Raw genomic sequence first — 24,540 nt, forward strand, 5'->3', positions numbered from 1 at the left:
CAGGCGGCGGTCCCCCCAAAACCCTTTCGGTAAGTAGCCCCAAAAATCTTTATAGAGTACCCGTTACTCGTGTCGGGCCTGCGCAGGAATACGTAATTTTGACCTATAAACGGGCGGGCTGTGCGCGACGCCGATTGCCTGAGGCGCCACCTGCCACCCCCAAAATGCGGAGCGCATATGCGCTCCCGATCAAGTCAGCCGCAGGGTAATGACGCTGCCCTCCCATGACGCTGACGACAGGAACTTCCACCAACGCCTGGTGCATGGGCACCCCAGGCGGCGACACCCCACAGCCCAAAGACGGACATCTTGCTCAAGACAGGGGGAAGGCAATGACGCAGCCTTCAGCAATGACGCAAGCTTCAAGGGGAACGGGGGAGGGCCTGTGGTGACGAACCTGGGAACCTTCGCCGTGCCTGCAGCGACCACCTTCGGCCGGGACGGGGCCATGTTCGAGAGCCTGCTCGCTTTCGTGGCCCAGATGAGCCTTGTTCTGTGGGGCTTGGTCACGCTCACAGTGGTCATCCGCTTCATCGGCATCCGGTTCTACCGCCGTGCCGCGCGCCGGGCCATGGCCAAGGTGGCGGCAGCCGGCACCGCCGTTCCAGCCATCGCAGTGGCGAGCATCGACGCCCCCGCCGCCGCTACTACGGGTACGGCCCTTCCTGACGCCGCCAGGACTGCCCGGGCGGCCGGGGCCGCCGCCGCGCAGGCCGCCGTTGCCGCGGTCAAGCCGGCCATCGCCGTTGTTCCAGCCATCGCGGCGGGCATCGACCTGCTCCAGCCGGCCAACGTCCCGCTTCCAGAAGCCTTCACGAACGTGCTGGCAACCAACTCCGTGGACAGATGAGCGATGGATATCGCGCTCTTGGTCTTTTGGCTCTTCGCGGGCGTCAGCATCCTGTACGTTGTGCACTTCGGCCTCTACCTGGCGGGTGCCAACTTCTACGACATATGGCAACAGCGGCGCAAGGGACTCAGCGGGATCCGGCTTCCCACCCCCTACCAGCCCGAGTGCGCGGCGACGGCTACCTGGACCCGGCGGGCCATCCCTGAAGTACCGGGGCTGGTCTCCATTGTCATTGCGGCCCACAATGAGGAAGCCGTGATCGTCCGGACCCTGGACTCCATCCGGCGCAGCACCTACCCCTTGTTCGAAGTCCTCGTGGCCGATGACGCCTCCGGTGACCTCACCGGCCGGCTGGTCCGCGATTACCAGTTGCGGCACCCCGCGATGGGCCTGCGGATCGTGCGGATGCACCGGAACGTGGGCAAGGGCGCGGCGCTCAACTCGGTGCTCCGCAGGTTCGCGCGCGGCCAGTTCGTCATGACGCTCGACGCCGACTCGGTCATCCAGCCGGAGGCCATCACCCGGGCGCTGTCCTACTTCGACGACCCGTACGTGGCCGGCGTGGCGGCGAACGTCCAGATCATGGAGGAGACCACGGCGCTCGGCATCCTGCAACGGTTTGAGCACATGATCGGCTACCGCTCCAAGAAGCTCTACTCGCTGCTGAACTGCGAGTTCGTGGTGGGTGGGGTGGCCTCCACCTACCGGATGCGCGTGCTGCGCAAGGTGGATTTCTACGATACGGACACCGTGACCGAGGACATCGGCCTCAGCGCGAAGATCACCCACCTGGGCAACCGGCGCTTCCGCATGGTCTACGGTGCGGACGTGGTGGCAAAGACCGAGGGGGTGCTCACCTTCCGTGCCCTGGCCAAGCAGCGCTACCGCTGGAAGTACGGAAGCATCCAGAACCTCATCAAGTACCGCAGCATGACCCTGAACCCCAGCCGCCGGTACAGCCGCACCCTGGCGTACTACCGGATGCCCACGGCCGTGCTGAGCGAGTTCACGCTGCTCGTCTCACCCCTGGCCTGGACGTACGCGGTCTATTGGTCGCTGGCAACCTACACTCCGGCGCTGATCATCGGGTCCTACGCCACCATCACGGCCTACACGCTGCTGACGGTCCTGATGGATGAAAACCTCTCACCGCGGGAACGCACCAGGCTGTGCATGTACGCGCCCACCGCCTATTTCCTGTTCTACATCATGGACCTGGTCCAGCTCGCGGCAGCGGTCCGGTGCATCGTCCGTTCGCCAGGGCTGGTGCGGCGCCCCGAGATCAACACGTGGAAATCTCCGCAGCGGGCCGGCAGCGTGGCGGTGATAAGCCGTGCCGCCTAGGCGCCGGCGGGTCCGCCAGGTCCTGCTGAATCCGCTCGTGGTCATCGCGGTCCTGGTTCTCCTGATCACCGCCGGGTGGTTCATGTATACGGGCAGGATCGGAACCTTCGCCCAGGCGCGGCCCGGAGCCAACCTGCTCCCGGCGCTCTTTCCCGGCGTTGCCGGACCGACGGCGGCACCGGGCCCGTCGCCGTCGGCCGGTACTTCGGTGGCTCCGGAAGGCGGCTGGACCGCGGCCCACAGTGGGGATGCGAAGACCTCCCTGGAACTGGTGCCCGGGCAGATGGGCGCCCAGGCGCTGAAGCTCAACATCCCGCAGTACGCCTCGGGCGATGTCACCCTCACCAGCCCGCGCGTGGACGTGGTTCCCGGCAAGACCTACTTCTTCAAGGTGTTCGCCACCACGGAAGCGGACTTCCGGCTGCTGGTGCGGAAATACCACAAGGACGGCAGCGCCAGCCTGGAGCAGCTGAGGAACCCGGTGGAGCGGCCGGGGACCACCGCGTTCACGGTGAGTGACGCGTTCAACAGCGGCGACACCGTCGCGGCCGTGGAGTACGTCTTCCGCTTCGCCTCAGTGGGTACCGCGCGCGTGGAAGGCGCCTACCTCGAGGCAGCGGACGACGTCCAGCCTCCGGCACCCGCAGCGGTGGGCCCGAACGTGATCCCCAACCCGGGATTCGCCGGTACCCAGCCGAACCAGCCGGCCTTCTGGTCCCCCTATTCCTCCGGGACGTCAACAGTGGAGTCCGGGCGCGGCGAGGACGGGCGCGGAAGCTTCCTCTGGACCCGCATCGGAAACTACCAGAACGGGGAGGCGAAGTGGCAGTACCAGCCCATCGCGGTGACCCCGGACCGCTACTTCAGGTTCGGCGCGGCCTACAAGGCGGACCGCGAAGTGGATGTGGTGGCCGAGTTCGAGCTTGCGGGCGGCGGACGCACCTTCAAGAACCTGGAGTCCGTGCCGCCGGCAGGGGAGTGGACCACCATCAGCGAGGCATTCCAGGTCCCCGATGGCGCGGCCAACGCGATGGTCACCTTGGTTGCGCATGGGAACGGGACCACCGCGGTCCGCGACTATTCGCTGACGGACATCACCAGGCCCGGGCCGCTGCGGTGGAACCAGCCCTTGGTCTCGATCACGTTCGACGACGGGTGGCAGTCCGTGTACGACCGCGCGCTGCCCCTGCTGGACAAGCATGGGTTCAAGTCCACCCAGTACGTCAACGCCAGTTCGATTGAGACGCCGAACTTCATCACGGGCGCCGAGGTCCAGCAGTTGCACCAGGCGGGACATGAAATTGCAGCCCATGCCTACCAGCACGTCGACCTCACCTCCGTGGGGGCGGAGCGCCTGGATGAGGAACTGCGCAAGAGTGAGGAAGCGCTGGCCGCGGCCGGCCTTCCCACCGATGACCTGGCACCGCCGTACGGACGCTCCGACCCGCAGGTGGACTGGTATGCGGCCAAGTACTTCAAGATCATGCGGGGGACGGATGACGGCATCAACACGAGGCAAAACCTCAACCCGCATGACCTGAAGGTCCTGTACGTAACCGACGCAACCACGCCGGAAACCCTGAAGGAAGCGCTCGCCGAGACCTCTCGGTCCAACGGCTGGCTCATCCTGGTCTATCACCAGATCGCTGCCCCCGACGCGTCGGGGACCCAGAAGAACACTATTGCGGCGGACAAGAGCACTATCACCAGCGACGTCCTCGCAACCCAGCTGCAGCTCATCGACGAAAGCGGCATCCAAGTGAAACCGGTTGCCCAGGCGTTCGAGCAGTTGCAGGGCCCGTGACCACCACCAGGCGGTGAAACGCGGCGCCTTCGACACCCGAAAGAAGGAGAAAGTCATGATCAAATCCAGATCCAGCCTGGCGCGAGGCCGCGCCGGGCTCCTGACCCTTGGGGTAGCCGTGTGGGCCATGGCCGCCGCGCTGCTGACCCCTGCGGCCGCGAACGCCGCCGTGGACAACCCTGCCCCAACTCCGCTCGTGTCCTTCACCTTCGACGACGGCATGCAAAGTGCCTTAACGCAGGCTGCCCCCACCCTTAAGAAGTACGGGCTCACCGGCACCAGTTACGTCATCACCAACTGCGTGGGGATGACATCCGTGCCGAACACCTGCCGCGCCAACACCGACGTTCCCTATATGACGTGGGACCAGGTCACCCAGTTGCAGAACACCTACGGCTGGGAGATCGGCTCGCACACCGTTGACCACCAGTGCCTTGTCAGCGTGGGCAACGACTGCCAGGCCACCAAGCTGACGGCCGCCCAGGTGGACGCCGAGCTGGCCAACAGCAGGGCCGCTTTGTCGGCCCACGGGTTCAATGCCACTGCCCTGGCCACGCCCTACGGCGACTACGACATGTCGGCGCTCGCCCGGATCGCAGAGTACTACACGTCGATGCGCGGTTTTGCGGACGTGGGCAACAACATTTGGCCGCTCGGCGACCTGCTGCTCCACAACACGCCGGTGCAGGAAGTCACCACTCCGGTCTCCACGCTGAAGGCGAAGGTTGACGAGGCCATCGCCAACAGGACGTGGGCCATCTTCACGTTCCACGACGTCAGGACATCGCCGAGCCAGACCCCGGATGACTACCAGTACGGTACGGCTGAGCTGGACCAGCTGGCAGCGTATGTGCAGACCAAAGTGGCGGCCGGGCAGATCAGGAACGTCAATGTCAGCAAGGGCCTGGTAACCGGCAGCCCCAACCTCCTGCCGAACGCGACGTTCAATAACGGCATCGCCGACGGTTGGCGCACGGACGCCCCGGCCACGATCACCGCGGACGCCGGGACCAACGGGAGCTACCCTGATCCTGCCAAGTCCGTGAAGCTGGTGTCGGGTTCCGCTGCGGGCCACCTGTTCTCGCCGAAGGTTCCGGTGTCGGCGGCCAACAGCTACCTGTACAAGGCCTTCCTCAACGTGGCGGCAATCTCCACTGGAGAAGTGGGCTTCTATGTGGACGAGTACAACGCGGCCGGCCAGTGGATTTCCGGGCAGTTCCGCAAACGGGAAAACAGCCGCTGGGTGGAGTCGATGAACTTCACCTACACTCCGAGCTCCACCAGCGTGGCATCCGCCAGCCTGCAGGTCTATGTGACCGGCACCGGCATCACTGCGTACCTGGACAACATGCAGATGATGACGCTCGGGAGCGGTTCCACCACGCCGTCGCCCAACCTCGTGGCGAACGGCACGTTTGACGCCGGCATCGGCTCGGGATGGCGGACAGACTCCGCATCCACCATCCTGGCTGACGCAGCCAACCACGGGAGCCCGGCCAACCCGGTGAACTCGGTCAAGATGACGGCCACCACGGCCAACAAACACCTGTTCTCCCCGCAGGTGGCGGTGGCAGCCGGCAGCTACAAGATCGCCAGCTACCTCAACATCACGGCGCGGACCAGCGGCGAGATGGGCTTCTACATTGACGAATACAACTCCGCCGGGCAGTGGATCTCCGGGCAGTGGAAGCTCGGGATCTCCGCCGGCGGCGTGACCAATGTGGACCTGACGTACTCGCCGAGCAGCACCGCGGTGGCGAAGGCGAGCCTTCAGGTGATTGTCCAGGGCAATTCCGGACTGCAGGCGTACTTCGACGACGTCCGCTGGACCAAGTCCTAGCTGTACCAGGTCCTGGCAGCAGGGGAGAGGACGAAGGATGGCCGGGCGCCCGCACGCACTGACGGTGGTGCTGGTGTCCGCCCTCCTCGCCGTCCTCGCCTCATGCTCCCCGCCCAAGCCCGACGTGACGCTGGACCTCCTGCACGGGGACTGGCAGGACGTTCCGGGCGTCCGGGCCGGGAACGGCGCACTCCAGGTGACGCCCACCGCCAGGCGCATCGTGGAGCAGAGCGGGGAGGGAGGCCAGCCGAACCCCCCGCTCAACCTCGCCGGCACGCACCTGGTGGTCGGCGGAGACTTTTCGCTCAGCGCAACGTTCGCGGACGTTACCGCGGACGCGTCCTGGGCGCTGTACGACCGGCCGCCCGTCATCGCCGATGAGTTCCGTGTGGAGCCGGCGGGCCTGCGGCTTACCCTTCAGGGAAACGACCTGAAGATCGCCGTCTTCGACGGGACGCAGAAGAAAGACGTGACCCAGCCGGTGCCGGTGCATGATGAACACGTCACGGTAAAGGACCCGGGGGCGCCCTTCACCGTGCGCCGCTCCGGCGATACGCTGGCCGTCGCCAGCGGCAACGACACCCTTTCTTCCCTCCCCCTGGGCAAGGTGTTCTCGTCCGGGGAACTGTGGCTGGGGTTTTCCAGCGATTCCGGCGACTTCGAGATCACCTCGCTCACGGCGGTAGCGCCGGGAAGCGCCGGCCTGCGCACCTCAGGGGCCGCGGCAGCCGGCGTCCAGCCGTCAAAGGACGGCCTGCAGGCACTCGCCGCGAGGACCCGTCCGGACTTCCCGGTAGGCGCGGCCGTGGCACTGGGGCCCCTCACCGGGGACACGGACTATGCCCGGGAGTTCGTCGAAAACTTCGGCGCGCTCACGCCGGAAAACGCGATGAAGCCGCAGTTCCTCTCCCCGCAGCCGGGCGTGTACACCTTCGAAGAGGCTGATGCGATCCTGGCGATTGCCCGGAGCAAGGGCATGGCGGTGCACGGCCACACCATCGCTTTCACGGAGGCCATGCCCCGTTGGATGCAGGAACTCCCAGCAGGCTCGGACGCGGAGCGCCGGACCAGCGGCGCAGCACTGCTCGACTACATCTCCGCAGTGGTGGGGCACTTCAAAGGACAGCTGGCTTCCCTTGACGTGGTCAACGAGCCGTTCGACGTGGACCAGGGGACCGGCATGCAGCAGAACATCTGGTACCGCGTCTTCGGGCCGGGCTATCCGGCCGTGGTCTCCAAGGCCGTCTATGCGGCCGATCCGGACGTCAAGCAGTACATCAACGAGAACGGCGCCGACGTGCCGGGGCGCCGCCAGGACGCACTGCTCAAGCTCATCCTGGACACGAACGCGCAGGGCGGGCACATCTACGGGGCAGGCCTCCAGGCCCACGTCTACGACCTCAAGACCGACGCCATCTCCGCTGACGACCTCACCCGGACGCTCAAGCGTTTTGGGGACGCCGGGCTCCACGTCCGCATCTCCGAAAACGACGTCACGGACGGGCAGGGGACGGACGCCCAGGCGAAGCAGTACGCCACGGTGCTGGCCACCTGCCTGCGCTCGCGCACCTGCATCTCCTACACCACGTGGGGAGTGGATGACCGCTACGACTGGTGGATCGACGACGGCGGGAGCCTGCGGCAGGGCCACGACCACCTGTTCAACGACGGGAAACCCACGCCGGCGTACGATGCCGTGAAGCGCGCCCTGGGCGGTTGACCCTGGGCGGGAAGGCCGGGCTCAGGCGCCTTGGCGGACCGCTGCCCTGCGGGCGAGGGAGTTCCTGCGTGCCGTCCGGAGCATGTCCAGGGTCAGCAGCAGCAGGGCCAGCCACACCACCCCGAAACCGATCCAGCGCTCAACGGTCATGGCCTCCCGGAAGACCAGCAGCGCCACCAGGAACTGCAGGACGGGGGCGAAGTACTGGAGCAGTCCGATGGTGGTCATGGGCAGCCGCCGTGCGGACGCACCGAAGAAAAGCAGCGGTACGGCGGTGATCACGCCCGATGCCAGCAGCAGCCAGAAGTGCCCCGCTCCCTGGGACGTCAACGTGGAGCTGCCGCCTGCCGCCAGGACCACCATGGCCACGGCGGCCAACGGGGCCAGCACCATGGTCTCCACGCTGAGGCTGGTGATGGCGTCCACCCTCGATCCCACCCGGTTCTTGACGAAGCCGTACAGGCCAAAGCTGAACGCCAGGGTCAGGGCAATCCATGGCAGCTTCCCGTAGGAGTAGGTGAGCACACCCACCGCCACGAAGCCGACGCCGACGGCGGCCCACTGGAGCGGCCGCAGCCTTTCCTTCAGGACCAGCACACCCAGCAGCACAGAGACGAGCGGGTTGATGAAGTAGCCCAGGGACGTTTCCACGGCCTGTCCCGTGGTGACGCCGTACGTGTAGGTCAGCCAGTTGATGGCGATCAGGAACGCCGCCAGCGCCAGGGAACCAAAGACCCGGCGGTCCTTCAGCGCCACCGCGAGCACGCCCCACGCCCTGGTCACCGTGATCAGGAGAGCACAGAACAGCAGTGACCACACCACCCGGTTGGCCACGATTTCGACGGCGCCGGCCGGCATCAGGATGAAGAAGTACAGCGGGAGCAGCCCCCACAAAACGTACGCGCCGATGCCGAACAGCATGCCCGACGTCGAGTCCTTGGCGACGGGCCGGGGGCCCTCCGGCGCAGGCGGCGCGGGTGCTGCGGTGGTGGCAACAGCGGGCGTGGCGGGGGAGGTTCCTTCTGGCGTGGGCACGAAGTCCATAACAGCATCCTGTGGGCAGGTATTCCAGCAGGCAGGCGGTATTCCGGAAAATAATCAGTAGGCTTGCTTTCATGACACGTGCGCTTTTCCCGAAACCCACCCCATGAGGCTCCGGCGCAGCAACGCCTCGGGCCGCGGCTACCGCAGGGTGGCCGCCGGCAAAGGCTTCAGTTACCGGGACCTGGACGGCTCCACCCTGCCGCCGGGCCCGATCCGGGACCGCCTGGAAAGCATCGGCATCCCGCCGGCCTGGACCGACGTCTGGATCGCCCCGTTCGATAACGGCCACATCCAGGCCACCGGTGTGGATGCCGTGGGCCGCCGCCAGTACATCTACCATCCGGAGTGGCGCGAGCGGAAGGACCGGGTGAAGTTTGACCGGTCCCTCCAGCTTGCCGAATCGCTGCCCGCAGCCCGGCGGCTGGTCACCATGGACCTGCGGAGCGAGGGCTTCACCCGCGACCGTGTCCTGGCGGGGGCGTTCCGGATGCTGGACAGCGGATCCCTGCGGGTTGGCTCGGAGCGGTACACCAACGAGAACGGCAGTCGGGGGCTGGCCACCCTGCTCTGCGCCCACGTCCAGGTGCGCAAGGACCGGATCTCCCTGCGCTTCCCGGCGAAGAGCGGCAAGGACTGGGAATCGGAAATCCGCGACGCCGACCTCGCCGCCCTCCTGCGCCTGCTCAAGCGGCGGGGACCGAACGCGAGGCTGCTGGCTTACAAGGAGGGCAGGACCTGGCGCCCGGTCACCAGTGCGGACATCAACGCCTACGTGAAGGAGCGGACCGGCTCAGACTTCACCGCCAAGGACTTCCGGACCCTGCGCGGGACCGTGGCAGCTGCGGAAAGCCTGGCGAGGACCGGAGTCCAGCGGACGGCGGCCAAGCGGAAGCGGGCCATCAGCCGCGCCATGTACGACGCGGCGGAGACGCTGGGAAACACTCCCTCTATTGCGCGCAAGAGCTACGTGGACCCGCGGGTGGTGGACCACTACCATGACGGCGAAACCATCGATCCGAAACGGCTGGACTCGGCGGAAGCTGAGCTCAGGGCACTGTTGTACCGCGAAGGCAAGGTAGTGGCCCTGGCCGCCAACTAGAATGGGGGACTGTGCGCTGCACCATGCGGCGCACCCTCATGAAACATGAGCAGGACCAGTTCAGAAGGGTTCCCGGTGTCCAATCACAGCGAAACCGCCGCCAACCGTCCCCTCCGCGTCGCCATTATCGGCGCGGGACCGGCAGGAGTCTATGCTGCGGACATCCTCACCAAGTCCAGCGGGGTCAAGGACGGCGACTTCCAGGTCAGCATCGACCTCTTCGAGGCCTACCCGGCACCCTACGGCCTGATCAGGTACGGCGTGGCCCCGGACCATCCCCGGATCAAGGGCATCGTCAACGCCCTGCACAAGGTCCTGGACCGGGGCGACATCCGGTTCCTGGGCAACGTCACCTACGGCCGGGACCTCACGCTGCACGATTTCCGGGCCTTCTACGACGCCGTGATCTTCTCCACGGGCGCCATCAAGGACGCTGACCTGGACATTCCGGGCATCAAGCTGCGCGGTTCCTTCGGCGGTGCCGACTTTGTGTCCTGGTACGACGGCCACCCGGACGTGCCCCGCGAGTGGCCGCTGGAGGCAAAGGAAATCGCGGTGATCGGCAACGGCAACGTGGCCCTGGACGTGGCGCGCATGCTGGTCAAGCACCCCGAGGAACTGCTCACCACCGAGATCCCGGACAACGTCTACGCCGGCCTGAAGGCGTCCCCGGTGACGGATGTCCACGTCTTTGGCCGCCGCGGCCCCGCCCAGGTCAAGTTCACCCCGCTGGAACTGCGGGAACTGAGCCATATGGACGACGTCGACATCGTCCTCTACCCCGAGGATTTTGAATTCGACGACGCCTCGGACGACGCCATCCGCACCAACAACCAGGTCAAGACCATGGTGAACACCCTCACCAACTGGCTGGTGGAGGAGCATGCGGAGTCGGAGAACCCCTCGTCCCGCAGGCTGCACCTGCACTTCCTGCACAGCCCCGTTGAAGTGCTCGACGACGGCACGGGCAAGGTGGGCGGCATCAAGTTCGAGCGCATGCAGCTGGACGGGACCGGCAACGCCAAGGGCACCGGGGAGTACGTTGAATACCCTGTCCAGGCTGTCTACCGGGCCATCGGCTACCACGGCTCCGCGCTGGACGAACTGGAGTACGACGCCAAGCGGGGCGTCATCCCGAACGAAGGCGGCCGGGTCCTCGACGCCGACGGCAACCCCGTTCCGGGCATCTACACCACGGGCTGGATCAAGCGCGGACCTGTGGGCCTGATCGGCCACACCAAGGGCGACGCCCTGGAGACCATCGGCTTCCTGCTGGAGGACCGGCTCACCCTCCCGGCGGCCAGGAACCCGGATCCCCAGGCCATCATCGACCTGCTGGAAGAGCGCGGCATCGAATACACCACCTGGGAAGGGTGGAACAAGCTCGACGCCCACGAGGCGGGACTGGGTGCCGCCTGGACCGGACCTGAGGGCCTGGACCACGTGGTCCGCGAGCGCATCAAGGTGGTGCCGCGCGAGGAGATGATCCGCATTTCCCGCGGCTGACCCCTACCCCTGGCGGAGTATTCGAGTTAGTCTCATTAACATGAATATTGCCGGGGCCGGAACCCGTCCCTACAGCTCCCCAAAACGGGCCACCTCCGCGCAGGAAACCGGGCGCCGGATCCTGCAGGCCACCGAAGACCTGTTCATGGAGGGGCCGCTCGCCGACATCACCCTGGGCGCGGTGGCTGCCCGCGCCGGCGTCACCGTCCAGACCATCATCCGCAGGTTCGGGGACCGCGCCGGCCTCATCGACGCCAGCGCCAAGGCGGCCACGGCCCGGGTGGACAACCAGCGCAGCGCCGTTCCTCCCGGCGACGTGCCCGCCGCCGTCGCCAACCTCCTGGAACACTACGAAACCACCGGCGCGCTGGCCCTGAAGCTGCTCGCCGAGGAACAAACCTCCCCCGTCCTGGCGGAAATCACCGGGGGAGCGCGCCGCCTGCACCGCGAATGGTGCCGCCGCGTTTTCGCCCCCTTCCTCGACCCCCTGAAGGGCAGCCCCGACCACGACCGCCGGCTGGCCCAGTTCGTCGCCCTCTGCGACGTCTACACCTGGAAGCTCCTGCGCCTGGACGCCGGGCTCAGCCGCGGCCAGGTGGCCCGCTCCCTGCTCGAAATGCTGGAAACCTTCACGCGGAGGCCCTGATGTCCACCGTCCTTGCCTACACCTCGCCCGCCATCGGACACCTCTTCCCCATGGTTCCGCTGCTCGAGGAACTCAAGGCCCGAGGCCATGATGTCCACATCCGCACCCTGCCACGGCAGGTTCCCCAGCTCACGGAGTCAGGGTTCCACGCCGGGCCGGTGGACGGCAGGATTCTTGCGATCGAGGCCACGGACTACCGCGCCACAAACGCCAAGGCTGCCCTGGCCTCCAGTGTTGAGACCTTCGCGGCCCGTGCCCGGTTCGATGCCCCGGACCTGCAACGGGCCATTGCCGGGATCAGGCCGGACCTGCTGCTGATCGACATCAACGCCTGGGGTGCCCGAATATTTGCAGAACACTCGGGGCTGCCGTGGGCAACCTTCAGCCCCTACACCCCGCCGCTGCCGTCAAGGGGTACGCCCCCGTTCGGGCCGGGACTGGCTCCTTTGCCGGGGCCGCTCGGCATGGCCCGGGATGCGGTGGTGCGGCGCCTGGTGATTGGCGCCGTCGAAAAGCTGATGCTGCCCCGGATCAACGCCCTGCGGGACGACATCTCCGGCGGCATGCTTCCCCCGGTCACCGGCGCCGACTCCATGTTCCGCACCGCCCCGCTGATGCTGGTGGCCACCGCCGGGCCGTTCGAATATCCGCACCCGGACTGGGCTCCGGATGTGCGCATGATCGGCGCCCTGGACTGGGAGCCGCCGGCCGAAAATCCTACCTGGCTCGGGGAGGCCACCGCCCCGGTGGTCCTGGTGACCACGTCCTCCGAGTACCAGGCCGATGACGCCATTGTCCGGACCGCCCTGGCAGCCCTGGCCGGGGAGCCCTATACCGTCGTCGCCACGTTGCCTGCTGCCCAGGCCGGCTCTGCGGGTGCCGCCAGGGCGTCCGGCCTGGACCGCTTCCAGCCCGTTCCGTCCAATGCCCGGCTGGAACATTTCGTGCCGCACGGCCCTGTCCTCGACCGCGCCGCCGTTGCCATCACCCATGGCGGCATGGGGGCAACGCAGAAGGCCCTCTCAAAGGGAGTGCCCGTGGTGGTGGTCCCGTTCGGCCGCGACCAGCACGAGGTAGCCGCAAGGGTAGTGGCGGCCGACGCCGGCGTGCGGCTCAGCCGGAAGCGCCTCACCCCGGAGCGGCTCCGGGAAGCCGTCCACCAGGCCCTGGGCAAGGCGCCGGGGGCGCGACGGGTGGCGGAGGGCTACGCGGCCGCCGGGGGAGCAGCGGCGGGCGCGGACGCCCTGGAAGAGCTGGTCCGGGCAGGCCGGTGACAGAGGGTTGTTGTCCAGCTATGCTGACTTGGCCACCCTCCAGCCCTGCACAGCCGGACAAGACTCCGGAACGGGAGTTCGATGACGAACCTGCTCCACCCTGAACCGCGCCAGCGTGCCGCGCTGGCCGGCCACGAGCGCCTGGGCTCGGACCCCGGCAACCTCACCCCCGAGATCCCCGGGCTGCGCAACCTCATCAAGGAGTCCTGGCAGCGGTCGGCAAGCTTCAAGGCCAACCCGGACAACGCGGCCGCGCCGCTGGCTTTCGACTGGGAGCAGCTGGAGGACTACCGGCGGCAGCATCCCCTGGCCGCGATCATGCCGGTCATCAACAAACTCCTGGTCCAGCCCAGCCATGACAGCGGGCTCCTGGTTGCGGTGGGTGACGAGGTGGGCAGGCTGCTGTGGGTGGATGGCGACCCTACCCTCCAACGCCGGGCCGAAGGCATGATGTTCGTCCCCGGCGCCGACTGGTCCGAGGCCAGCGTCGGCACCAGCGCTCCGGGCACCGCCCTTGCCCTGGGCAGGGGCATCCAGATCGCCGGCGCCGAGCACTACCAGCGGGCAGTCCACCCCTGGAGCTGCACCGCCGTCCCCTTCCATGACCCCGACTCAGGTGCCGTGCTCGGCGTCGTGGACATCACCGGGACGGCCACCGCGGTGGCGCCTCACACGCTGTCGCTGGTGGAGGCCACCGTTGCTGCCGCCCAGGCGCAGCTGCGGGTGGAGCGCCTGCAGCTTGCGGCGGAGCTCGCCAGGAAACCTGTACGACGACGGTCCCCGGCCGCAGCCGCCAGGCAAGGGCAGGGCGGCGTCGAAGGCAGCCTCTACCGGAACAGCCTGCAGTTGCTGGGCCGCAACCAGGCCTTGCTGAGCCTGGGCGGCAGGACCGTTTCCCTGTCCGCGCGGCACAGCGAGATCCTGGCCCTGCTGAGCGCGCATCCGGAAGGGCTCAGCGCCGAGGAACTGGGCTTGCTGTTGTACCCGGGGGAGGGCTCCACCATCACGCTCCGGGCCGAGATGGTCCGGCTGCGCAAGGTCATCCAGCAGCTGAGTCCCGACGCTGTCCCCGGCTCCCGCCCGTACCGGCTCCCGCTGGACCTGGTGCCGGATACCGGCCAGGTGCTCAGCTGCCTGCAGCGCGGTGCGCACCGCATCGCCCTCGAGATCTACCGGGGTGAGGTGCTTCCGCGCTCGGAAGCGCCGGGCATCCTCGATCTCAGGAGCAGGGTGTCCTCCCTGCTCCGGGAAGCGGTCCTCACGGACGGCAGCGCCGAGTCCCTGCTCAAGTACGCTGCGCTCCCGGAGGCAAGGGACGACGTCGTCATCCGCCGCGCCGCGCTCCGCCTCCTGCCGCCGCGCTCACCCAAGCGGGCCGCCGTCGTCGCCGACCTGGAACGGCTGGAAGCCGAACTCCGCGCCTGAAACCCGGCCCCGCCGGCGCCCGTTGTGACCGGCGTCGCATCGTTGCAACCTTGCTGCAACCTCCCCGCTCCTACGCTGGCTTCATCGGCGAGCGCCCCTATGGGCCAGCCTTCTGCACAGCAAAGGAGCTAAGCACATGACCGTTTACGCACAGCCGGGAACCGACGGTTCGAAGGTCACCTTCAAGGAACGCTACGAGAACTGGATTGGCGGCGAATGGGTGGCCCCGGTGAAGGGCCAGTACTTCGAGAACATCACCCCGGTGACGGGCAAGGCGTTCTGCCAGGTGGCCAGAGGCACCGCCGAGGACATCGAGCTCGCCCTGGACGCGGCACACAAGGCCGCACCCTCCTGGGGCAAAACCTCCGTGGCGGAACGCGCCGCCATCCTGAACAAGATCGCCGACCGCATCGATGAGAACCTCGAGATGCTCGCCGTGGCCGAAACCTGGGACAACGGCAAGCCCGTCCGGGAAACCCTCAACGCCGACCTGCCGCTGGCCTCGGACCACTTCCGCTACTTCGCCTCCGCGGTCCGCGCCCAGGAGGGCAGCCTGTCCCAGCTCGATGACAACACCACCGCTTACCACTTCCACGAACCGCTCGGCGTGGTGGGCCAGATCATCCCCTGGAACTTCCCCATCCTGATGGCCGTCTGGAAGCTTGCTCCCGCGCTCGCCGCCGGCAACACCGTGGTGCTCAAGCCCGCCGAGCAGACGCCCTCATCAATCCTGGTGCTGATGGAACTCATTGGGGACCTGCTGCCCGCCGGCGTGATCAACGTGGTCAACGGCTTCGGCGTCGAGGCCGGCAAGCCGCTGGCCTCCAGCTCCCGGATCCGGAAGATCGCCTTCACCGGTGAAACCACCACCGGCCGGCTCATCAGCCAGTACGCCAGCCAGAACCTCATCCCCGTCACCCTGGAACTGGGCGGCAAGAGCCCCAACATCTTCTTCAACGACGTTGCCCAGGAAAACGACGCCTTCTACGACAAGGCCCAGGAGGGCTTTGCCCTGTTCGCCTTCAACCAGGGCGAAGTCTGCACCTGCCCCTCGCGGGCCCTCGTGCAGGAGGACATCTACGAGTCCTTCATGGCCGACGCCGTGGCCCGGGTGGAGAAGATGATCCAGGGCAACCCGCTGGACACCGAAACGCAGGTTGGCGCGCAGGCCTCCAACGACCAGCTGGAGAAGATCCTGTCCTACATCGACATCGGAAAGCAGGAAGGCGCCAAGGTGCTCACCGGCGGCGCCCGTGCCGAACTCCCGGGCGACCTCGCCGGCGGCTTCTACGTCCAGCCCACCGTGTTCGAGGGCCACAACCGGATGCGGATCTTCCAGGAGGAGATCTTCGGCCCCGTGGTGGCGGTGACCCGGTTCAGTGACTACAACGACGCCATGGGCATCGCCAACGACACCCTGTACGGCCTGGGCGCCGGCGTCTGGTCCCGCAACGGCAATGTGGCCTACCGCGCCGGCCGCGAGATCCAGGCCGGACGCGTTTGGGTGAACAACTACCACGCCTACCCGGCAGGCGCCGCCTTCGGCGGCTACAAGTCCTCAGGCATCGGGCGCGAGAACCACGCCATGATGCTGGACCACTACCAGCAGACCAAGAACCTCCTGGTCAGCTACGACGAAAACAAGCTGGGCTTCTTCTAAGCCCCAGCCCGCACCACTACAACGACGCAAGGACTTCGCCAATGACGACGACAATGCAAGCAGCAGTAGTAACCGAATTCGGCGCCGACCTGTCGGTCAAGGACATCGCCATTCCCACGCCGGGGCCGGGACAGGCCCTCGTCAAGGTCCTGACCACGGGCGTCTGCCACACCGACCTCCATGCAGCGGAAGGCGACTGGCCGGTCAAGCCCTCGCCTCCGTTCGTTCCCGGCCATGAGGGCGTGGGCGAGGTGGTTGCCCTCGGCGACGGAGTTTCCGACCTCGCCGTCGGTGACCTGGTGGGCAATGCGTGGCTGTGGTCAGCCTGCGGCGACTGCCAGTACTGCCGTACGGGGTGGGAAACACTGTGCGAGGCGCAGCAGAATGGCGGGTACAGCGTGGACGGCTCTTTCGGGGAGTACATGCTGGTGGACTCCCGGTTCGCGGCGCGCATACCGGCGGGATCCGACCCCGTCGAGGTGGCGCCGGTGCTTTGCGCCGGCGTCACCGTCTACAAGGGGCTGAAGATGACCGAGACCCGGCCGGGCCAGTGGGTCACCATTTCCGCATCGGCGGCCTGGGGCACATCGCGGTCCAGTACGCCGTGGCCATGGGACTCCGGGTTGCCGCCGTGGACATCGCTGACGACAAGCTGGCCCTGGCCAAGGCCCACGGCGCTGAACTCACGGTCAACGCCCTGCATGAGGACCCGGTGGAAGTAATCCAGCGGGAGACAGGAGGCTGCCATGGAGTCCTGGTCACTGCGGTGCACCCGTCAGCGTTCGGACAGGCCATTGGGATGGCCCGCCGCGGCGGCACCATCGTGTTCAACGGACTGCCGCCGGGGGATTTCCCGGCGCCGATCTTCGAGATTGTGCTCAAGGGACTGACTGTCCGCGGCTCGATCGTCGGCACCCGGCAGGACATGGAGGAAGCCCTTGACTTCTATGCCCGCGGGAAGATCCACCCCACTGTGTCCGTGCGGGAGCTGTCGGAGGTCAATGCCGTGCTCGATGAGATGAAGCACGCCAAGATCGACGGCCGCGTGGTGCTGAGGTTCTGATGCCGGCTGAAGGGCTCGCTGCCGCCGTGACGCTGCCCGGGGAAGATTTCTCCCGGGTGGCACTCACGCCGGCTGCCGTGGATCTGCTCCGGACGCTTTGGGACAAGCATGGCCCGCTCATGTTCCACCAGTCCGGCGGCTGCTGCGACGGGTCCTCGCCCATGTGCTATCCGGCTGGGGACTTCATCACGGGGGACGCGGATGTCCTGCTGGGGCTGTTCGACCTTTCGGACGGTCTGCAGCCCCTGCCGCTGGAGTTTTGGATGTCCCGGGAGCAGTTCAACTACTGGAGCCACACCCATCTGACCATCGATGTCGTACCCGGACGCGGGAGCGGCTTTTCCGTTGAAGCGCCTGAAGGTAAACGCTTCCTGATCCGGTCAACGCTGATGGACTGGCCGTCCTAGGAAGTTCGACCAAATGCCACTCGGGGCTCTCCATTCGGAGGGCCCCGAGTGCATTGGCGGAAGAATATTCGGCATCGGGACCGTCTCACTATTCGGGACGATTGGGACCGTCCAGTGGATGGACAGTATCGTTGATAGGTCTGTTTCCCTCACAAACCAGGATTGTGACCCCCAATGAACCTTCTGCGGACAAAATCCATCGAGCAGTCGATTGCCGACGCCGATGAGCCCGGACGCAAGCTCAAGCGTTCCCTCAGCACCTGGGACCTCATGATTATGGGCGTCGCCGTTGCTGTCGGCGCCGGCATCTTCTCGGTCGGCGCAAAGGCCGCCGCCAACTTTGCAGGTCCCGCCGTTACGCTGTCCTTCGCGATTGCGGCCGTCACGTGCGCGCTGGCCATCATGTGCTACGCCGAGTTCGCCACGGCCATTCCCGTAGCGGGATCCGCTTACGTCTTCACGTACGCCACCATGGGTGAGCTCCTTGCCTGGATCATCGGCTGGAACCTGATCCTGGAACTGTTCACCGCCGCCGCCGTGATCGCCAAGTACTGGGGCATCTACCTCAGCAAGGTGTTCGCCCTCACCGGCCTGGACATCCCGCCGGCCATCTCGCTGGGGGGCGTGGACCTCTACTGGGGCGCATTTCTGATCGTGGCCATCTTTACCGTGCTGCTGGTGCTGGGCACCAAGCTCTCCGCCCGTGTAGGCAACGTCTTCACCCTGATCAAGATCGCGGTGGTGCTGTTCGTGATCGTGGTGGGCTTCACCTACGTGAAGTTCGAGAACTACACCCCCTTCGTTCCGGCAGCTGAGCCCACGGGCGGCACCGGCGCTGCGGACGTCCTCAAGCAGTCCTTCTTTGGCTTCCTGACCGGAGCTGCCCCTGCCCAGTACGGCACCATGGGCATCTTCGCCGGTGCCGCCCTGGTGTTCTTCGCCTTCATCGGCTTCGACGTGGTGGCCACCTCCGCAGAGGAAGTGAAGAACCCACAGAAGACGCTGCCCCGCGGCATCTTCGGCGGCCTGGCCCTGGTCACGCTGCTCTACATCCTCGTGTCCCTGGCCCTGACCGGCATGGTGTCCTACACCCAGCTGGCCGAAGCCAAGAGCCCCACCCTCACCACGGCCTTCGAGGCAGTGGGAGACACCTCCGCGGCCAAGGTCATCGCCTTCGGTTCCCTGGTGGGCCTGACCACCGTGATCATGGTGCTCCTCATGGGCCTGTCCCGCGTGGTGCTTGCCATGAGCCGCGACGGCCTGCTGCCCCGGGCGCTGTCCAAGACCAGCGACAAGCGGTCCACTCCCGTGCGCCTCCAGGTCATCTGCGGTGCCGCCGTGGCGCTGGTTGCAGGCCTCACCAACGTGGACCTGCTCGAGGAAATGATCAACATCGGTACGCTGTCCGCGTTCGTGGTGGTCAGCCTGGGCATCCTGGTGCTCCGCAAGAAGCGCCCGGACCTGAAGCCGGCCTTCCGGGTTCCGTTCGGCAAGGTGCTGCCCATCGTCTCTGCGGTGCTGTGCCTCTACCTGATGACCAACCTCGCTGTGGAGACCTGGATCTTCTTCGCCTTCTGGCTGGTGCTGGGCCTGGCCATCTACTTCGCCTACGGCCAGCGCCACTCGCGGCTCAATGAGCGTTTCGCCGAGGCCAACGCGAGCGTCAATGGCGCGCCCGGCGCGGCTCCCCGGAAAGCCGCGGAGCCTGAAGACGAGGACGAACTGAGCCGGACCTGACGGCCCGCAACTCCCATTGTTGACCTGCCCGCCCGGCCTGCGCCGGGCGGGCAGCCGCGTTTCCGGGCGGTCCGCCCAGCCCGGTTCAGCGCTCCCGGCCGGTCACGGCGCCGCGTACCGTCCCACCCATTCCACGAGCGGCCGCAGCTGCCGCCAGCGTTCCGCGATCTGCTCCTTCGCGGCCGGTGTGGACACCCACTCCGGCTGGCCCACCTCGACACCCGCGGACAGCGATTTGTGCTTGAGCAGTTCGGCGCGGGGATGGTCCTTGTCGAAACCCCGCGGGATGGTTTTCAGCTTCTCACCCTCGATGGCAAAACCGGCCACGGCCACGGCATCCACAATGTCCTGCAGGGCTGCGCCGCTGGCGGAAGCGTCAGCGGCCGCGCGGAACCGGGCCAGCTGCGCCGGCGTGTGGGAGTGGTAGCCGCCGCCGATCAACAGCCCGTCCGCGTTGATTTGAAGGTAGAAACCCACGCCTTCCTGGCGTGCGGCGAAGGCTCCCTGGGCGGTCTTGTACGGTGATTTGTCCAGTGAGAATCGGATGTCCCGGTTGGGGCGGAAGAGTTTGGCAGGTCCGAACTCGGGCTCCAGCTCGGAGAGGAGGAGGGTGAGGGGCTCCTTGACCGAGGCGTCATACGTTGCCTTGTGTTCCAGCCACCAGTCGCGGTTGTTGTTGTCCTCCAGCTGCGCGTAGAAGCGGAAGGCTTCCGGGGGAATGCCTGCGAAAGTGTTCATCTACGGAGCCTAGGGCCGCCGTCCCCAACCGGCCAGATCCCCGGCGGCGTATGTGCACAACCGGAGCCGGACAGCAGAACACCCCGCCACGGAAGACCGTGACGGGGTGTTCTTTAATTCAGCCGGCAGGAGGCCTGACTAGCCGATCTTGTTGGCGGACTCAGCGTCCGAAGCCGGAGCCGACGGGGCTGCAGCGGCACCAAGGTTGGCGCGGAGCTTGGCGCCCAGCTCGGCATCGACGTTGGTCCAGTACTGGATGGCACGTTCCTTGATGTCGGAGCGCTTCACGCCGCCCACAGCACCGGTGATGGTCTCCAGGAAACGGGCCTTGGCGGCCTCGTCGTAGACCTCGCGGTACAGCGCGCCGGCCTGAACGAAGTCGCCATCCTCGGCGTGGAGGGAGTGCGCGGCGAGGGTCAGCTCGCCGTCGTTCTCCCAGCCGCCGGCCGGGTTCTGCGGCTCAACGGCAGCCGGGCCGCCAAAGGTATTGGGGGCGTAGACCGGAACCGAGGGGGCGTTGAAGAGGAAACGTCCCTGGCCGTCCTGGCTGTAGTTGTTGACCTGGTTCTTGGGCTGGTTCACCGGGATCTGGGCGTGGTTGGTGCCCACGCGGTAGCGGTGGGCGTCCGCGTAGGAGAAGATGCGGGCCTGCAGCATCTTGTCCGGGGAAGCGGCAATGCCGGGCACGAAGTTCGACGGCGCGAAGGTGGCCTGCTCGATCTGCGCGAAGTAGTTCTCCGGGTTCTTGTTCAGCTCCATGGTACCCACCTTGATCAGCGGGTAGTCCGCGTGCGGCCACACCTTGGTGAGGTCGAACGGGTTGAAGCGGTAGGTCTTGGCATCCTCGTACGGCATGACCTGCACGTGCAGGTCCCAGGACGGGAAGTTGCCGGCTTCGATGTTCTCGGACAGGTCGCGGATATAGAAGTCCGCGTCGGAGCCGGCAAGCTGTTCGGCCTGCTCGGAGGTCATGGAGTTCACGCCCTGGTTGGACTTGAAGTGGTACTTGACCCAGAAACGCTCGCCCTCGGCGTTGATCCACTGGTAAGTGTGCGAGCCGTAGCCCTGCATCTCGCGCCAGGAGGCGGGCAGGCCGCGGTCGCCCATCAGCCAGGTGACCTGGTGGGCGGACTCGGGGGACAGGGTCCAGAAGTCCCACTGCATGTCGGCGTCGCGCAGGTGCGTGCCGGGCAGGCGCTTCTGGGAGTGGATGAAGTCCGGGAACTTGATGCCGTCGCGGATGAAGAAGACGGGGGTGTTGTTGCCCACGAGGTCGTAGTTGCCCTCGGTGGTGTAGAACTTCACGGCGAAACCGCGGGGATCGCGCCAGGTGTCCGGGGAACCGTTCTCGCCGGCCACGGAGGAGAAGCGGATCAGCATCTCGGTCTCGACGCCAGGCTGCAGGAACGCTGCCTTGGTGTACTTGGAGATGTCCTCGGTGGCCTTGAACGTACCGAATGCGCCGCCGCCCTTGGCGTGCACTACGCGCTCCGGAACCCGCTCACGGTTGAACTGGGCGAGCTTTTCCACCAGGTAGTGGTCGGTCAGGATGATGGCACCATCGGCACCAACTGACTTCGAGTGTGCGTCCGACGTAACCGGTGCACCTGACTGGGTTGTGGAAACGGCAGTCATTGTTCTCCTATTTCTCTTTTTCTTGCGAGGGACTGTGGGGAGGAAGCTGTTGGGCCTGCTGGCACTCCTGGCAGATGCCCTGGTACATGACGTCGGCGATCTGGATGGTCATCGGCTTGGCGTCCGGATTCCAGTGCGGCGTGAGGCAGGGGGCGTGGCCGACGGCGCAGTCCACGTCTTCCACGCGGCCGCAACTGATGCAGATGGCGTGGTGGTGGTTGTCGTCCACCCGTGTTTCGTACAGGGCGGGGGAGTGGGGCGGCTCGAACCGGCGCAGCATGTGCAGGTCCGTCAGGTCGCCGAGGACCACATAGACGGACTGGGCCGTGAGTTCCGGCAGTTCCGTCCGGGCGGCGGCAAGGATGCTTTCGGCTGGGGAATGCGGGTGGCGTTCGACGGCGGCGAGTACAGCGAGCCGCTGCTTGGTCACCCTGCGGCCATGGGCGCGCAGGGCTGCAGCCCACGCTTCCTGGCCATCAAAGTGCTCCGTCATGGCTCCATTGAAGCACTTATTATTAATAACTCACAATAAGGCTCGGCTTACCTTTCCGTGTCGCCCGCTAATGTTGCGGGGTGGGGAAAATTCTTGCCGATGTCACGCCGCTCAAGGAAAGCCCCGCATTCCGCCGGCTGTGGCTGGGATCGGCAGTGTCCGCCGTCGGCAGCCAACTCACCCTGGTGGCGGTGAGCCTTGAGGTGTACCGGCTGACCCAGGACAGCTTCTACGTTGGCCTGCTGGGCATCTTCGCGCTGGTTCCCCTGGTGGTGGGCGGCCTGATGGGCGGCTCCATCGCGGACGCGCACGACCGCCGGCGCATCGCCCTGCTGGCCTCCACGGTCCTCTGGCTGACCACCGGGCTGATCGCGCTGCAGGCATGGCTGCAGCTGGGCAACGTGTGGGTGCTGTACCTGCTGGTGGCGCTGCAAAGCGGGGCCCAGGCCATCAACCAGCCGGCCCGCAGTGCCATCATCCCGATGCTCATCCGCAAGGAACTCCTGCCGGCGGCCAACGCCCTGAGCCTGCTGTCCCTGGCCTGGCCATGACCGCCGGGCCGCTGCTGGCCGGTGTCCTGGTGGCGTGGCTGGGGTTCGGCTGGACGTACACCATCGACTTCGCCAGCTTCGCGTTCGTCCTCTGGGCCGTCTACCGGCTTCCGCCCATGCCACCCGCCGGAACCCGCAGCAAAGTGGGACTTCGTTCAGTGGTTGAGGGTTTCCGCTTCCTGGGAACGCGCCCCAACCTGCGGATGACCTTCATCATCGACCTCGTGGCCATGATCCTTGCCCAGCCGCGGGCGCTGCTCCCCGCCGTCGCTGCCCTCATGATCGGCGGTGGCGAGGCGACCGTGGGCATCCTGCTGGCCTGCACCGCCGTCGGGGCCTTCCTGGCCGGGCTGTTCTCCGGTCCCCTGGGCAGCGTGCGCCGCCAGGGGACCGCCGTGGTGGTGTCCGTGATGGGATGGGGCGCATCCATCGCCGCCTTCGGCCTGGTGGTGCTGCTCGCAGGCCCCGCACCGGACGGTGCCGTCACCCTGTGGCTCCTGCCGGCCGCCTTCTGCTGTGCGCTGGCCGGGATCGCCGACTCCATCAGCAGCGTCTTCCGGAACACCATCCTGCAGGCCGCGGCCCCGGACCACCTGCGAGGACGCCTGCAGGGGGTGTTCATCGTGGTGGTGGCCGGCGGCCCCCGGATCGGGGACCTGCTGGCCGGCGGCGCGACTAAGCTTTTGAATGAGGGCTGGGTCCTGCTGCTCGGCGGTGCGCTGTGCATTGCGGGGGCATGGCTCGCGGCGAAACTCCAGCCCGGCTTCCGGAAGTACGATGCCCGGAACCCGGTGCCCTAGCAAGCCGTTCCTTAAGCAAGGAGGAAACGTGCACAACCATCACAACGGCCTGAAGACCGCGGCGCTTTTCGGGGTGCTGTGGGCAGTCCTGCTGGGCCTCGGTGCGATCATCGGCGTCGGCACCCGCAGTTCGGCGCCCATCTGGATCATGGCCCTGATCGGCGTCGGCACCACGTTCTACGGGTACTGGAACAGCGACAAGATCGCCATCCGCTCCATGCAGGCCTTCCCGGTGACCGAAGCCCAGGCGCCGCAGCTGTACCAGATTGTCCGCGAGCTCTCCATGCGCGCCAACCAGCCCATGCCGCGCATCTACGTCTCGCCCACCATGAACCCCAACGCCTTCGCCACCGGCCGCAACCCGCAGAACGCCGCCGTCTGCTGCACCGAGGGCATCCTGCAGCTGCTGGACCCGCGCGAACTCCGCGGCGTCCTGGGCCACGAGCTCATGCACGTCTACAACCGCGACATCCTCACCTCGTCCGTGGCCGCAGCGGTCGCCGGCGTGATCACCTCGGTGGGGCAGATGCTGCTGTTCTTTGGCGGCGGCGATCGCCGCAACGCCAACCCGCTGGCCATGATCGCCATGGCTTTGCTGGCACCCTTCGCGGCGTCGCTGATCCAGATGGCCATCTCGCGCACCAGGGAGTACGACGCCGACGAGGACGGTTCGCAGCTCACTGGCGATCCGCTGGCCCTCGCCTCAGCCCTGGCCAAGATTGAGCGCGGCGTCAGCCTTGCGCCCTTGCCGCAGGACCAGCGGCTGGTCAACGCCTCGCACCTGATGATCGCCAACCCGTTCCGCGGCGGCGGCATGAACAAGCTGTTCGCCACCCACCCGCCCATGCGGGACCGGATCGCCCGGCTGGAGCGGATGGCGGGCCGGCAGCAGTAGCCGGGACCC

18 protein-coding genes and 2 pseudogenes are annotated in these 24,540 nt (G+C 66.8%); 16 read left to right on the top strand and 4 right to left on the bottom strand.

What is annotated here, in order from left to right:
• Positions 1 to 385: 385 nt before the first annotated feature.
• The 5 genes from MRBLMD1_RS02165 to MRBLMD1_RS02185 are packed head-to-tail and all read left to right on the top strand — an operon-like array spanning position 386 to position 7,558.
• Positions 386 to 850 carry a hypothetical protein gene (locus tag MRBLMD1_RS02165; protein ID WP_224026736.1) on the top strand — a complete coding sequence of 155 codons (465 nt, stop codon included), beginning with the start codon at positions 386 to 388 and terminating at the stop codon, positions 848 to 850.
• A gap of 3 nt (positions 851 to 853) precedes the next feature.
• Positions 854 to 2,194 carry a glycosyltransferase family 2 protein gene (locus tag MRBLMD1_RS02170; protein ID WP_364397112.1) on the top strand — a complete coding sequence of 447 codons (1,341 nt, stop codon included), beginning with the start codon at positions 854 to 856 and terminating at the stop codon, positions 2,192 to 2,194.
• The gene (locus MRBLMD1_RS02175) at positions 2,184 to 3,998 is read left to right on the top strand and encodes a polysaccharide deacetylase family protein (RefSeq protein WP_364397115.1); all 1,815 of its coding nucleotides are present in this window, start codon (positions 2,184 to 2,186) and stop codon (positions 3,996 to 3,998) included. The genes MRBLMD1_RS02170 and MRBLMD1_RS02175 overlap by 11 nt, the downstream gene beginning before the upstream one ends.
• A gap of 55 nt (positions 3,999 to 4,053) precedes the next feature.
• On the top strand, positions 4,054 to 5,838 hold the full coding sequence (locus tag MRBLMD1_RS02180; protein ID WP_364397118.1) for a polysaccharide deacetylase family protein: 1,785 nt from the start codon (positions 4,054 to 4,056) through the stop codon (positions 5,836 to 5,838).
• A 37-nt stretch (positions 5,839 to 5,875) separates the two neighbouring features.
• Positions 5,876 to 7,558, top strand: coding sequence for an endo-1,4-beta-xylanase (locus MRBLMD1_RS02185; RefSeq protein ID WP_364397121.1), 1,683 nt, complete (start codon positions 5,876 to 5,878; stop codon positions 7,556 to 7,558).
• A 21-nt stretch (positions 7,559 to 7,579) separates the two neighbouring features.
• Here the strand turns inward: MRBLMD1_RS02185 and rarD are convergent, their stop codons facing one another.
• Complete coding sequence (rarD, locus tag MRBLMD1_RS02190; protein ID WP_364397124.1) at positions 7,580 to 8,602, bottom strand: EamA family transporter RarD; 1,023 nt, start codon at positions 8,600 to 8,602, stop codon at positions 7,580 to 7,582.
• Between the two features lie 103 nt (positions 8,603 to 8,705).
• On the opposite strand from rarD, the gene MRBLMD1_RS02195 reads away from it, so the two are divergent.
• From MRBLMD1_RS02195 to MRBLMD1_RS02235, 9 genes and pseudogenes are all read left to right on the top strand, one after another.
• Complete coding sequence (locus MRBLMD1_RS02195) at positions 8,706 to 9,701, top strand: DNA topoisomerase IB (protein ID WP_364397127.1); 996 nt, start codon at positions 8,706 to 8,708, stop codon at positions 9,699 to 9,701.
• A 45-nt stretch (positions 9,702 to 9,746) separates the two neighbouring features.
• Positions 9,747 to 11,207 carry an FAD-dependent oxidoreductase gene (locus tag MRBLMD1_RS02200; RefSeq protein WP_414703654.1) on the top strand — a complete coding sequence of 487 codons (1,461 nt, stop codon included), beginning with the start codon at positions 9,747 to 9,749 and terminating at the stop codon, positions 11,205 to 11,207.
• A gap of 40 nt (positions 11,208 to 11,247) precedes the next feature.
• Positions 11,248 to 11,853 carry a TetR/AcrR family transcriptional regulator gene (locus MRBLMD1_RS02205; RefSeq protein WP_364397130.1) on the top strand — a complete coding sequence of 202 codons (606 nt, stop codon included), beginning with the start codon at positions 11,248 to 11,250 and terminating at the stop codon, positions 11,851 to 11,853.
• Positions 11,853 to 13,127 (top strand): glycosyltransferase, encoded by a 1,275-nt coding sequence (locus MRBLMD1_RS02210; RefSeq protein WP_224026729.1) that lies wholly within the window; start codon positions 11,853 to 11,855, stop codon positions 13,125 to 13,127. The genes MRBLMD1_RS02205 and MRBLMD1_RS02210 overlap by 1 nt, the downstream gene beginning before the upstream one ends.
• Before the next feature lie 81 nt (positions 13,128 to 13,208).
• A complete protein-coding gene (locus MRBLMD1_RS02215; RefSeq protein WP_364397133.1) occupies positions 13,209 to 14,552 on the top strand; it encodes a GAF domain-containing protein in 1,344 nt (447 codons plus the stop codon).
• Positions 14,553 to 14,688: 136 nt separating this feature from the next.
• Positions 14,689 to 16,212, top strand: a complete 1,524-nt coding sequence (locus MRBLMD1_RS02220; protein ID WP_159631218.1) for an aldehyde dehydrogenase family protein — start codon at positions 14,689 to 14,691, stop codon at positions 16,210 to 16,212.
• 41 nt (positions 16,213 to 16,253) lie between these two features.
• Positions 16,254 to 17,275: pseudogene (adhP, locus tag MRBLMD1_RS02225) on the top strand (alcohol dehydrogenase AdhP).
• Positions 17,275 to 17,682, top strand: coding sequence for a DUF779 domain-containing protein (locus MRBLMD1_RS02230; protein WP_364397136.1), 408 nt, complete (start codon positions 17,275 to 17,277; stop codon positions 17,680 to 17,682). The pseudogene adhP and the gene MRBLMD1_RS02230 overlap by 1 nt, the downstream one beginning before the upstream one ends.
• A 174-nt stretch (positions 17,683 to 17,856) precedes the next feature.
• Positions 17,857 to 19,419, top strand: coding sequence for an amino acid permease (locus MRBLMD1_RS02235; protein WP_159631222.1), 1,563 nt, complete (start codon positions 17,857 to 17,859; stop codon positions 19,417 to 19,419).
• Positions 19,420 to 19,521: 102 nt separating this feature from the next.
• On the opposite strand, the gene MRBLMD1_RS02240 is transcribed toward MRBLMD1_RS02235, so the two are convergent.
• From MRBLMD1_RS02240 to MRBLMD1_RS02250, 3 genes are all read right to left on the bottom strand, one after another.
• Positions 19,522 to 20,157: a DUF2461 domain-containing protein gene (locus MRBLMD1_RS02240; RefSeq protein WP_364397139.1), complete on the bottom strand. Its 636-nt coding sequence runs from the start codon at positions 20,155 to 20,157 to the stop codon at positions 19,522 to 19,524.
• A 138-nt stretch (positions 20,158 to 20,295) separates the two neighbouring features.
• Positions 20,296 to 21,792, bottom strand: a complete 1,497-nt coding sequence (locus tag MRBLMD1_RS02245) for a catalase (protein ID WP_364397142.1) — start codon at positions 21,790 to 21,792, stop codon at positions 20,296 to 20,298.
• Between the two features lie 7 nt (positions 21,793 to 21,799).
• Positions 21,800 to 22,285 (bottom strand): Fur family transcriptional regulator, encoded by a 486-nt coding sequence (locus MRBLMD1_RS02250; RefSeq protein ID WP_364397145.1) that lies wholly within the window; start codon positions 22,283 to 22,285, stop codon positions 21,800 to 21,802.
• Between the two features lie 80 nt (positions 22,286 to 22,365).
• On the opposite strand from MRBLMD1_RS02250, the pseudogene MRBLMD1_RS02255 reads away from it, so the two are divergent.
• Positions 22,366 to 23,636 (top strand): annotated as a pseudogene (locus tag MRBLMD1_RS02255) (MFS transporter).
• A gap of 28 nt (positions 23,637 to 23,664) precedes the next feature.
• The gene (htpX, locus tag MRBLMD1_RS02260; RefSeq protein ID WP_159631232.1) at positions 23,665 to 24,531 is read left to right on the top strand and encodes a zinc metalloprotease HtpX; all 867 of its coding nucleotides are present in this window, start codon (positions 23,665 to 23,667) and stop codon (positions 24,529 to 24,531) included.
• The last annotated feature ends 9 nt before the right edge of the window (positions 24,532 to 24,540 follow it).

Origin of the sequence: Pseudarthrobacter sp. LMD1-1-1.1 (genome assembly GCF_040676255.1) — a bacterium.
Lineage (GTDB): Bacteria > Actinomycetota > Actinomycetes > Actinomycetales > Micrococcaceae > Arthrobacter.

Excerpts from the sequence above, each read along its gene's own strand:
- MRBLMD1_RS02200 (WP_414703654.1), top strand. The coding sequence starts at position 9,747 with ATGAGCAGGACCAGTTCAGAAGGGTTCCCGGTGTCCAATCACAGCGAA.
- MRBLMD1_RS02195 (WP_364397127.1), top strand. The coding sequence starts at position 8,706 with ATGAGGCTCCGGCGCAGCAACGCCTCGGGCCGCGGCTACCGCAGGGTG.
- MRBLMD1_RS02220 (WP_159631218.1), top strand. The coding sequence starts at position 14,689 with ATGACCGTTTACGCACAGCCGGGAACCGACGGTTCGAAGGTCACCTTC.
- MRBLMD1_RS02170 (WP_364397112.1), top strand. The coding sequence starts at position 854 with ATGGATATCGCGCTCTTGGTCTTTTGGCTCTTCGCGGGCGTCAGCATC.
- MRBLMD1_RS02235 (WP_159631222.1), top strand. The coding sequence starts at position 17,857 with ATGAACCTTCTGCGGACAAAATCCATCGAGCAGTCGATTGCCGACGCC.
- MRBLMD1_RS02230 (WP_364397136.1), top strand. The coding sequence starts at position 17,275 with ATGCCGGCTGAAGGGCTCGCTGCCGCCGTGACGCTGCCCGGGGAAGAT.
- MRBLMD1_RS02240 (WP_364397139.1), bottom strand. The coding sequence starts at position 20,157 with ATGAACACTTTCGCAGGCATTCCCCCGGAAGCCTTCCGCTTCTACGCG.
- MRBLMD1_RS02215 (WP_364397133.1), top strand. The coding sequence starts at position 13,209 with ATGACGAACCTGCTCCACCCTGAACCGCGCCAGCGTGCCGCGCTGGCC.
- MRBLMD1_RS02245 (WP_364397142.1), bottom strand. The coding sequence starts at position 21,792 with ATGACTGCCGTTTCCACAACCCAGTCAGGTGCACCGGTTACGTCGGAC.
- MRBLMD1_RS02205 (WP_364397130.1), top strand. The coding sequence starts at position 11,248 with ATGAATATTGCCGGGGCCGGAACCCGTCCCTACAGCTCCCCAAAACGG.
- MRBLMD1_RS02185 (WP_364397121.1), top strand. The coding sequence starts at position 5,876 with ATGGCCGGGCGCCCGCACGCACTGACGGTGGTGCTGGTGTCCGCCCTC.
- MRBLMD1_RS02250 (WP_364397145.1), bottom strand. The coding sequence starts at position 22,285 with ATGACGGAGCACTTTGATGGCCAGGAAGCGTGGGCTGCAGCCCTGCGC.
- MRBLMD1_RS02180 (WP_364397118.1), top strand. The coding sequence starts at position 4,054 with ATGATCAAATCCAGATCCAGCCTGGCGCGAGGCCGCGCCGGGCTCCTG.
- rarD (WP_364397124.1), bottom strand. The coding sequence starts at position 8,602 with ATGGACTTCGTGCCCACGCCAGAAGGAACCTCCCCCGCCACGCCCGCT.
- MRBLMD1_RS02210 (WP_224026729.1), top strand. The coding sequence starts at position 11,853 with ATGTCCACCGTCCTTGCCTACACCTCGCCCGCCATCGGACACCTCTTC.